This is a genomic window from Streptomyces sp. NBC_01142, assembly GCF_026341125.1.
In the GTDB taxonomy this organism is placed as follows: domain Bacteria; phylum Actinomycetota; class Actinomycetes; order Streptomycetales; family Streptomycetaceae; genus Streptomyces.
Map to the genome: position 1 here is coordinate 1,794,692 of NZ_JAPEOR010000003.1, position 9,973 is coordinate 1,804,664.

Annotated in this window: 6 protein-coding genes and 3 pseudogenes; 5 read left to right on the forward strand and 4 right to left on the reverse strand. The window is 68.0% G+C overall.

From position 1 onward, the window contains the following. Position 1: 1 nt before the first annotated feature. Both OG883_RS42415 and OG883_RS42420 read right to left on the reverse strand, forming a co-directional pair. On the reverse strand, positions 2–1,540 hold the full coding sequence (locus OG883_RS42415) for an RHS repeat-associated core domain-containing protein (RefSeq protein WP_323181073.1): 1,539 nt from the start codon (positions 1,538–1,540) through the stop codon (positions 2–4). Then, complete coding sequence (locus tag OG883_RS42420; RefSeq protein ID WP_266553051.1) at positions 1,479–2,165, reverse strand: hypothetical protein; 687 nt, start codon at positions 2,163–2,165, stop codon at positions 1,479–1,481. The genes OG883_RS42415 and OG883_RS42420 overlap by 62 nt, the downstream gene beginning before the upstream one ends. Positions 2,166–2,463: 298 nt before the next feature. On the opposite strand from OG883_RS42420, the gene OG883_RS42425 reads away from it, so the two are divergent. Together OG883_RS42425 and OG883_RS42430 are read left to right on the forward strand one after the other, a co-directional pair. Continuing rightward, positions 2,464–2,670 carry a hypothetical protein gene (locus tag OG883_RS42425; protein ID WP_266553341.1) on the forward strand — a complete coding sequence of 69 codons (207 nt, stop codon included), beginning with the start codon at positions 2,464–2,466 and terminating at the stop codon, positions 2,668–2,670. A gap of 205 nt (positions 2,671–2,875) precedes the next feature. Further along, positions 2,876–3,505, forward strand: coding sequence for a hypothetical protein (locus OG883_RS42430; protein ID WP_266553054.1), 630 nt, complete (start codon positions 2,876–2,878; stop codon positions 3,503–3,505). A gap of 362 nt (positions 3,506–3,867) precedes the next feature. On the opposite strand, the gene OG883_RS42435 is transcribed toward OG883_RS42430, so the two are convergent. Beyond that, a complete protein-coding gene (locus tag OG883_RS42435) occupies positions 3,868–4,446 on the reverse strand; it encodes a dienelactone hydrolase family protein (protein WP_266553057.1) in 579 nt (192 codons plus the stop codon). A gap of 589 nt (positions 4,447–5,035) precedes the next feature. Here OG883_RS42435 and OG883_RS42440 point away from each other — a divergent pair. Further along, positions 5,036–5,455, forward strand: coding sequence for a hypothetical protein (locus OG883_RS42440; RefSeq protein ID WP_266553060.1), 420 nt, complete (start codon positions 5,036–5,038; stop codon positions 5,453–5,455). 8 nt (positions 5,456–5,463) lie between these two features. Here the strand turns inward: OG883_RS42440 and OG883_RS42445 are convergent. Next, positions 5,464–6,723 (reverse strand): annotated as a pseudogene (locus tag OG883_RS42445) (IS110 family transposase). 835 nt (positions 6,724–7,558) lie between these two features. Here OG883_RS42445 and OG883_RS42450 point away from each other — a divergent pair. Beyond that, a pseudogene (locus OG883_RS42450) lies at positions 7,559–7,876 on the forward strand (IS110 family transposase); the annotation flags it as partial. A gap of 279 nt (positions 7,877–8,155) precedes the next feature. Beyond that, positions 8,156–9,973: pseudogene (locus tag OG883_RS42455) on the forward strand (helix-turn-helix transcriptional regulator); the annotation flags it as partial.

Below are 9,973 nucleotides of genomic sequence, written 5' to 3' on the forward strand. Positions count from 1 at the left end.
CTCACTGCGGCAGTTCATCAGGCCGGGCTGGTCTGGGCATCTTGTCCCAGGTAAGGAATACCTGACCTGTCTTGGGATTTGTGTTCTTGTGTGTTTCCAGGACGTGAGGTGCCGGAACCGGGCCGTGCGGCGCGGAGTCGGGGTCCACATCGACCCGCTTCAGTGGCAGGCCGTCCTGGTCGTACACAGCGTATGCCGTCACACTGCCGTCCTCCTTGCGGCGGACCAGCACTGCGCCGGGGTCGGCCGACTTGGGGAAACGGCCGCTGTACGGGGTGGCAGTCGAGAGATCTATTCCGCACTTGGGCGCCAGGCCGAGCGGGTCGGTCCATCCAAGGGCGTTCACGACATAGGCGTGATGATTGTTCGCAGGTTCCAGGCCCAGTGGGTCAGGGCTGATGTACCGGCCGGCTTCCGGGTCGTAGTAGCGGTAGCAGTTGTAGTTCAGGCCGGTTTCGGAGTCGGCGTACTGGCCCGGGAAGCGGAGGGGGCAGTCCACGGACAGCGCGTCATCCGTCGCGGCGGGAAAGTCCGTGCCCCACAGGGTCGTGCGACGCTGCCAGGCCAGAGCGCCTTCGGATGTGACCAGTTCCGTCGGCGTGCCGAGGGCGTCTGTGATGACGGCGTGGAAGCGCGCGCCGTGACCGGCGGAGGTGTCCTCGGCCAGTTTGGCCAGCAGCGATTCGCCTGACTCTGCGATCAGTGGTCTGTGGTCGGTCTGAGTGAGCGGGCGGTGGGTCCCCGGGGCGTAGTCCCAGGTTGTGAACGCGCCCTCGGACGTCCCGCGTTCGGCCATGCATGTGTCGTCCCATGTGAAGTCCACGCGCTCGGCGGTGGAGCCGTCGTCGACCAGGCGTTGCTTGGAGACGCGACGGCCCAGCGGGTCGTATGCGTACCGCCAGTGCTCGCCGTCCGGCGTCGTCGCCTCGGTCAGGCGGTCCTCGGCGTTCCAGACATACGTCCAGGTGCGCTGCTGGCCGTTGAGGAGCTTGCGGGTCTTGCGGATCAGTCGGCCTTGCCCGTCGTGTTCGTACGAGGTGCGGCCGGCACTGCGGATGAGGGTGCCGGTGAATTCCCGGTCGCCCGGAGAGGCATGCCCGGGCGCTGTGGCGTGGGCGAGGTTGCCCGCTGCGTCGTAGGCGTACGTCTCGGTCCAGCCGTGGGCTCGTACGGCGGTGACTCGCCCCATGCGGTCGAGGTCGAACCGGCGTGTGCCGGAGGTGAGTTCGCGGATCTCGGTGAGGTATCCGTCCTCGCGGTGGGCGTAGGCGCGGTGCTGGAGGAGACGGCCGGCCCCCGATGTGCGAGCGGTGAGGGACTGGGTCGTGAGGCGGTCGGCCTTGTCCCAGGTCTGGCTCAGCGCGACGCCGTCTCCGAGTCGGCGCTCGGTCTCGCGCCCGGCCGCGTCGTACGCGAAGGTCAGAGATCCGGCCTCGGTGCTGACCTCCGTGGGTCGGCCCGTCGAGCATGGACGGGGATCAGCTGGCGGGTGCCTGGTAGAGGCCCCGGCCGGCACGCTGGGCCCGCGATGTGGCGACAAGGCGGTCGAGTGTGCTGCGGACGGTGTTGATGCCATTGGGCGTGTCGCCGCGGCCCAGGGCCTCAGCGACATCACGGGCCCGCACCGCCTTGCTACCAGACTTCGAGAGAACGGCCGCCACCTGCTCGGTCAGACCTCCGCTCTCTGCAGGGGCTGCAGCGCCTGCGGTGCTCTTCGCGACCCTCGTCTTTGCCGGCTTCGCTGTCTTCGGCGCCTTGGCGGGCTTCGCGGATGCCGTCTTCTTTGCCGGGCGCCTGCTCTGCTTCTGTGCTGCGGCCTTCTTCGCGGGCGCCTTGCGGCGGGTGCCGGAGCGTCGGGGCGCGGCGGCAGATGTGTCCTCGTGCGCTGTCACCGGCGGGGCGGGAGCATCGCTGGCCGTTTCGGCGTCGGCCGAGGAGGCGGGCGGGGGCACCGTTTCCGTGTCAGAGGTGGACGGTCGCACGTGGGCGGTGCCGGACAGTGCGTGCAGTGCGGCGAGTGCAGTTCGTACCGAGGTCAGCCGGTCGGTGACCGAGGAGAGTTCCTTCTCGAGCCTTTGCTGGTGCTCTTCCAGGTGGGGAAGTTCCTCCTCCAGTAACGCTGTTGTGGCGGTGATGCTCTCCGGTGTGCGGGCTGTTGTGGCCATGGGGATTCCCTTCGGTCCAGGTCACCGTCGCTGTCTCGTGTCAGTGACTCATGGGGTGCAGGCTACGGCCGGTTGTTGGGAAAAGAACATCCAAGGCTCGGAAGAGCCCCTGAGTACACACTGGTGTCGACGGTCCCGTCGTTCGAATCCGCCCTGGTTGAAGTGCAGGAAACCGATGCGGCTGGCTCCTGGTCTGCCGCCCCGGCACGAGTGCAAGGGCCACCAGCACGCATGTGCCGCTCCTCCGTGTCGATCCATGATGGCTTGCCCCGAAGGGGAGTTGCAGAGAGCACGGTCGGTGAGGGTCTCGCCTCTGGCCGCGACGTCGTCGTGCGTTGCGCGCGGCGCGGACCCCGGCCCCATCGACGACGCTGAGGCACGCCTCGCCAACGTCGCCGTCACCCGCACCCGAGAGCGCCTCGACCTCGGCGCTCTGTCCTGGATCCACAACCACCCCGACAAAAGCCCCCGCCCCGCCCCGGCCCTCGCCTCCCCTCTGCCGTGATCGCCCAGCACGCCGATGTCGGGCACGCCGTGATCGTCTGCGTGTCACAGAGCGTTTCCTCCAGTGAGCTGTGTTTGTTCCGGCCCATGCCTCGCGCCGGCTCGCCCAGTCCCGCAGACAACGTAGGGAAGTTTGAGCGAGTACTCCTGCGCACGTGAGTACGAGTACTCACGTGCAGGGGGCGGCTTGATCACAGACTTGGCACATGAGACGAACCCCTGCCCCGACCAGCACGGTTACCCGCTTCCCGCGCCGCCCACGGCACGCGCTCATGATGACAGCTTTTGCCGCTCTGGCGCTCGCCGCCTGCGGCACCGAGAAGACAAGCGCCGGCGGACTGCAAAGCGAGCCCGCTGACACCGCCGAGGCCCGGCCCAGCCTCACGGAGATACTGGACAGGGTCGAGCAGTCCTGTCCCCCGAGCGCCCCGCCGGAGCCGCCGCCGAGCGGTCCGGCGCTGCCACTGCCGCCCGGTGCGGTGGAGACACCGCCGGACGTCGAGCCCATCGCCCCCACGGCGGGGCCGGAAGTGGAGTTGAATGCTCGTGACTGGTGCGCGAGCAATCTCCATGAGGAGCGCATCGCCCAGGCGCTCTGGGATCTGGTGGATCCCACCCCGGCCAAGGTCAGGACGATCCTGAACGACCTCGGCTATGTCGACGAGCGCATTCACGACCTGAAGCAGTCGGGTGCGACCACACGGTTCTTCCTCGACCTGCGTGACAAGGGCGGACGGCTCTGCTTGGAGGGCTCGGCGGCCGGCGAGGAGACCGTTGTCGACAAGTGTGTAGCCCCCGTGTCCGGCCCGTTCACGTCAGGAAAGCGGAATCAGTGAGTACCTGCTTGGCGTGATCGGAGCCCGGTGTCCCTTCTCATTGGATCTTGCAGAGGTGGAGCCGTTGACCTGCAGGGTGACAGGTTGAGGCGCGACTCACGGAGGGTGAGACGAGGTGTCCTGGAAGGGATGCGGCCAGCATCAAGTGCGCGTCTCATCGATCATGGCGAGGTCGGTGCTGTGTGAGCTGGACCTCGTCAGGATGATGAGACGTCTTCTTTCAGGATTCGCAGTGAAGGTGGCAGTTTCCGGGCCCGTGACGCCCCGGTCCTGGAGGCGGAGGTTGGAGCAGGCGACCTGTGGCCTGGGGGATCTCCGCTGGAGCACCGACGAAGTAGCCTCTGAGGCGCGAGGGTGCCGGGCTATTTGATGCGGTCGAGGAAGTCCAGCACTCGATTGGTGGCCTGCGTTGCGGCGTGTTCGTCGTGCGACGGAAGGCTGCTGTCGGTGAACAGGTGCTTGTCGCCTGGGTAGAGGAACAGTTGGGCATCCGCCGTCGTCTCGACGAGCGCGCGGGCCGCGTCCACATCGCCCTCCCTGGCGAAGAACGGATCCGCATCCATGCCGTGGACCTGGACCGGGACATCGTGGGGCCAGGCGCCGCCGAACTCCGCGACCGGGACGCATGCCTCCAGCAGCAGCGCGCCCTTGGCGCCGGGGCGGGTCTGGGCCAGCTTCTGCGCCGGCAGGACGCCGAGCGAGAACCCGAGGTAGACGAGGTCCGCAGGCAGCCCCTCGGCGGCGGCGGTTCCGCGCGCGATGACCGTGCCGAACCCGGCGTCCTCGGCGTAACCCATGCCCTCCTCGAGGTTACCGAAGACCTGTCCCTCGAACAGGTCCGGGACGTGGACGGTGTGTCCGGCCCGTCGCAGCTGCTCGGCAAACTCGCGGACGCCGACGGTCAGCCCGTGCCCGTGGTGGAAAACCAGCACCTCAGCCATGTCGCTCCCCTCGTGCTGCGGTGCCCGGGCGACGCCGCAGCACGAGTATGACCCGCAGCACCGACACCCCCTCGACGCCCTCCTGGACCCAGGCCGCCTCGACACCGGCCGCCTTGCCCCTGCCGCTCAGGGGCTCTCCTCATCGTCCACACCAGGACGATGTCCGCTGGATTGAGACAAGCCACCTGCACCGAGACAAGAGCCACCCCAAAGCGGGGCACGGTCTCACTCAAACCTGTCCCGGCCCCCCGGCACCGCAAGATCGGTACACAGAGCAGCGCGACAAGCCGCGATTCGATGCGACGGAACACCCGGTGCCACAGTCACTCAAACTTCCCTACGTTGTCTGCGGGACTGGGCGAGCCCTTCGTATGGTTGGCCCACCCAGGGGCGTCGGGTGTGGCTTTCAAACTTCTGCTGCTTGTGGCTTCCATCGATTGGCCGCCCGACGCCCCACGACGACTCGGCTGCCAATTAGGAATTGCGAATGATGGCTCCGTAGACACCTCAGGCGCTTAACCCGTCAAGCTGCGGGCCTCAAGTCGCTGTGTAGCCTGTCGATCTGTTCGAACGGTATGAGGAGTTGAGGGTGGACGACGAGCGACTGCGTGCCGTTGTCCAGCTCCCTGAAGGGAACTGGTGGGACTGGGATGTGGTGGCCTGGGACGGCGGACAGTTCCGGCTTGCTGCTGGGCATGATCTGTCCTATTACCACGGCCTGGAGCTGGTTTTCAGAGACCCGTTCTTCGTCAGCTGCCCATCGGGCTTTTACGATCCGACCTTCCGCACCCCGTCGCCTGACGAGCTTCTGCAACTCGCTCGTCAGCTCGGCGAGGAGCCGCCCGTCGTCGTAGCCTTCGACGCCGACGCCGGCGGGCAGGAGCCTGTCTCGTGCCTCATTGCCGCAGAGCGACTCGACATCGTCCAGGAAACCGTTCTGAGGTACTGGCGCGACGATGCGGCACCCGGCCAGCGCTTCCATCCCTGGGTGCGGCCTCCCGCCCGGTAGGTGCCGGGCTATGCGGCCGCCGTTTCCATCTCGTTGGACGGAGCTGGGAAAGCCAGTGCCTCGTCATATCGCTGACACTGCTGGAGGCAGTGGTAGAGCTGGCCAATCATGCGATTGAAGAGATTGCGCTGGGCGGCGGCGTGCCAGTCTCCGTGGCCGTCGCGGCGCCGGCGGTAGTGGGCTTTGGCGCCCGGTGAGGCGGTGATGGCGGAGAAGGCCCAGAGTTAGCCGGCGTGGTTGAGACGGTCGTTCTTCACCCACCGGCGGGTGATGCTGGACTTCTTCCCGGAGGCCCTGGTGATGGGTGAGGCCCCGGCGTATGCCTTCAGTCCACGGGCATCGGCGAACCGCTTGCGGTCGTCTCCGATCTCGGCGAGCACCCGGGCGCCGATCTGGATGCCGAGGCCGGGGAAGCTGAGGATGATCTCAGCGTCCGGGTGCTGAGGAAAAGCCTCTTCGACCGCCTTGGCGAGGTCGTCGGCAGCGGTGCAGGCGGCCTGGAGTTGGACGAGGAGGGCGAGCATCTGCTTGCCGAGCGCATCCTCGACCAGCGTCGGTTGGTGGGCCCAGTCTGCGCGGAAAACCTCCCGGAGCCGGTCGGCCTCGGCTGCCATGCCGCGCTGGCGCCCGGCTCGCTTCAGAGCCGCCTGCAGCTGCGTGCGCGTCATCCGCGCGGCGCGTGTGGGTGTCGGAGCGGCTTTGAGGAGCTCGTGGGCCTCCGGCCGGCACAGACCGTTGCGCCAGGACTCGAAGGCGGCCAGCGCGGAGGGGTAGTACTCCCGCAGCAGGGAGCGGAGCTGGTTGGAGATCTGCTGCCGGTTCCACGTGGCGTCCTGCTGTGCACGTGCCAGGACGGCGACCGCGCGGGCCAGGTCGCTGTCCTGCGGCAATGGCCGGTGGGCGTGCATGTCGGTTCGCAAGATGTTGGCCAGGACCAGGGCGTCGCCGGGGTCGGACTTCTTGCGGGAGACGGACGTCCGGTCGCGGTAGCGGGCGGCCGCCATGGGGTTGATGGCGAACACCTGCCGCTTGCCGGTCCTCAGGACTGCGACCAGCAGTCCGCGGGAGGTCTCGATCGCGACCGGGATCGGGGTCTGCTCGGTGTCGCCGTACTCGGCAAGCAGGTCCAGCAGGATCTTGTAGCCGGTCATGTCGTCGGTGATGTGCCGCTTGGCCAGTAACTGGCCGCTGTCGTCGACGAGGGCGACGTCGTGTGTGCGTTCGGCCCAGTCGATTCCGCAGTAGATCAACTCTTTCCCCTCCATCATGCGATTTCTGCTGGTCACGAGCTCGTGAGGAACCACGCGGCGACCTAATCCCAGGACTCAGCCATGCTGGCCGGTCCGCCACCTCAGTAGCCGTTCGTGGCACCAGCTCGTTCCGCGGGCCTCGGTCTATGCGGGAGCTCGTAGGGCTCGGGCTTCGTGAGAGGTCACCGTGGAGCGGGCTCGCACCACCAACACCAACGAGTGATCAAGTGAGGAGTGTTGACGCTCGACGGCCCTGGGCAGCGCCGCTCTGCGCTAAGGCATCAGAGCCAGGACCGCAACAGGCGTCCGCCCAGCGCCAGCGGGCGCCAACACCCGACTCTGCGTGGGGTACTGCGAGGGCGCCGGATGCCGCACGATCTGCATTTGGGCACCAGGCCGGGTAAGTACAAGGCTTCCACCCGAAGCCCACGTAACCCACCACGGCGAGTTGACTGAGGCGAAGACGCCGGACGCCGCCGCTCTTTCAAGAGGCATCGGCCAACCAGGTAGGACACAGGCGTTCGTCCGGAATCCACGCGACAGCCAGCTCGCTTCGTGGGGATGGCCGGGAAGGCACCCAAACGCCCCGGGCTCGCAGGAGGCCTCAACGGGCACGTTCTGTGAGGAGGCATCCGCTCGGCACCCGTCCGACCATCACCACGAGTACCAGGCCCACGCATCGATCTACGGAGAGGCTTCCTACAGCCCGGGAATCGAAAGATGTCGCAGCCCCGTACTCGAACAGACTGGCGGAATCAATCTCCTCCAGCACTGCCCTTAACAAGGGATTAGGGAATCGACAGCGAGGTCGTCCGTCGGGAAGCACCCGCAGCACACCGTACGGAGGCACCACATGGCCGCGATCTGGGCCGGCATCGACGCAGGCAAGACCCATCACCACTGCGTCGCGATCGACGAGAGCGGCCACCGGCTGCTGTCTCGACGCGTCGCCAACGACGAGCCTGAACTCCTCGAACTCCTCACTGACGTCCTGGCCCTGGGCGACGATGTGACCTGGGGCATCGACCTGGCCGACGGCGGAGCCGCCCTGGTCATCACGATCCTCCTCAATCACGACCAGCCGGTGCACTACATCTCCGGCCGGGCCATCCACCGCGCCTCAGAGAGCTACCGCGGCGAAGGCAAGACCGACGCCAAAGACGCCGCCGTGTCAACGTCCTCTGGGCCCTACTCCGCGACGACCGGTGCTACGAACCCACGCAGCCCATCGCTCTCGCGGCTTGACAGACGACATTAGGAATCGGTGAGACGGACTGTGATCCGTCAGTCTTCGGTGAGATTCGCTCAAGGTTTGGTGCGACAGGACAACTTCTCCTGGCCCAGAGGGAGCTGGCCTTCCAATGCCGCAACCCTTCCGGTGTACGCAATTAGTACGGTAGAAGTACGCAGGAAGTTAGGTTCCGTGTTAGGTTGGGGGAGGAGGTGTTGCATGTCTGAGTTGTTCGACGCGGTCGACGCTTTGATCGCCGGGCAGTCCCCGTTGCCCCCGCCCGCTGAGCGGGAGCGGCTGCGCAAGGCCCACGGGCTGACCCAGGATCAGGTGGCCACGGCGCTGAAGGTGCGCCGCCCGACCGTGGTGTCGTGGGAGAACGGCAAGACCGAACCGCGGCCCCCGCAGCGCGAGGCGTATGCCCGGCTGCTGGCCCAGCTGGCCGAGCTCTACCCCGCCAACGCTGCCGCACCTGCCCAGGTCACGCCCCCCGCACCATCGGCGCCTGCATCCGCGCGGACGCGTCCACTGTCAGGCACGGTTGCTGAGCCTGGCGGCATGACCGCTTCTGGCAGCACCACCCAGCCCGCCCAGGCTTCCAAGACCGCTGCCCCGGCTCGTTCGGCGGACACGGCCACGCCGTCGACGTCGCGGCGCCCGGCCGCGAAGAAGGCCACTTCGAAGCCGCCCCAGGCAGCGGCCGCGGCTGACTCGCGCTTCGCGAACGGGCCGCTCGGTGTGCTGGACGGCGACGGCTCGCTGTACTGCGTTGCGGCCTGCTCCTCGACTGCCCCGCCAAGACGATCCCCGCGCTGGTCGAATGGGTCCTGAACGACGCCGCGTTGGGCGCGCCCCGGCTGCACCCGTCGGGCAAGGACGCCGACCCGCTGATCATTCTCACCGCCGCGGCCGCCGAACGGCTCGGTCTCCCCGAGCGCCTGGAGGACCGGCGCGGCCTGCGGCTGCCGGAGGACCACAAGGTCGTCAGGCAGATCACCAAGGCGAAGTGGCGGCTGACCCGCCGCGGCTTCGGTCCGTGGGCGCGGATCTACCGCCCGGCGCAGGGCGGCCAGCGCAGTTGCGTGCAGTTCGCGGTCCTGCCGTGGGGCGCGCTCGACTCCCGCTCCTGGGGCGACACCGACCAGCTGCCGCCGGCCGACGTCGCCGCCGTGCTCGGCACGTACGCGACCCGGGTCATCACCCCACGCGGTTCCACCGCTGTCTCCGGCCTGGAGACGATGACCGCGCTGCGCCCGCCGACCCGCGCCGTGAAGGACGAGGACACCGACACGTGGGTGCCCGGCCCGGTGCCCGGCTCGCTCACCGAAGCGGTCGACCCGGCGCCGGTGGAGGCCCCGGCCGAACACCCGGTCGTCGCCGCCCTGTACCCGCGCACCCACCAGCGCACCCCGGCCGAGGTCCTCGATGAGGAGGCGTACGAGTGGACGCGTGACCCGCAGCTGCTCACCGACGCTGAATGCACCCGCCGGTTCGCGGTCGGCATCGACGTGAACACCGCCTTCCTCGCCGCCGCCAACCGGCTCGTGGTCGGCCTGTCAGCGCCGGTCCACGTCAAGACGCCGGCCTTCGACAAGAAGACGCCCGGGTCCTGGCTGGTCGACCTGTCCGGCATCGAGCTGGACCCGCGCCTCCCGTCGCCGTTCACGCCGCACGGCACCCGCCCCACGGGTCCGGCCTGGTACGCGACACCGACCGTCGCCTACGCCCAGGAGCTCATCCACACCTTCCAGCTCCCGGTCACCATCGGGCCGTTGGAGGCGTGGATCCGCACCGAGTCCGGCCCGTACCTGGACCCTTGGTACAAACACATCAGCGAGGCCTACAAGGCGACGATGGCCGACCTCGGTGTCACGAGCGGCATGTCCGAGGCCGAGTTCCTGGCCGCGATGGAGACCCACAAGCAGAACGACCCGGACATGGCCGCGGTGCTCTCCGCGATCAAGTCGACGGTCAAGGGCGGCCTCGGCAAACTCCGCGAGCGCCCGCAGGGCACCGGCTACAAGTTCGGCGAACGGT

Excerpts from the sequence above, each read along its gene's own strand:
- OG883_RS42420 (WP_266553051.1), bottom strand. The coding sequence starts at position 2,165 with ATGGCCACAACAGCCCGCACACCGGAGAGCATCACCGCCACAACAGCG.
- OG883_RS42435 (WP_266553057.1), bottom strand. The coding sequence starts at position 4,446 with ATGGCTGAGGTGCTGGTTTTCCACCACGGGCACGGGCTGACCGTCGGC.
- OG883_RS42430 (WP_266553054.1), top strand. The coding sequence starts at position 2,876 with ATGAGACGAACCCCTGCCCCGACCAGCACGGTTACCCGCTTCCCGCGC.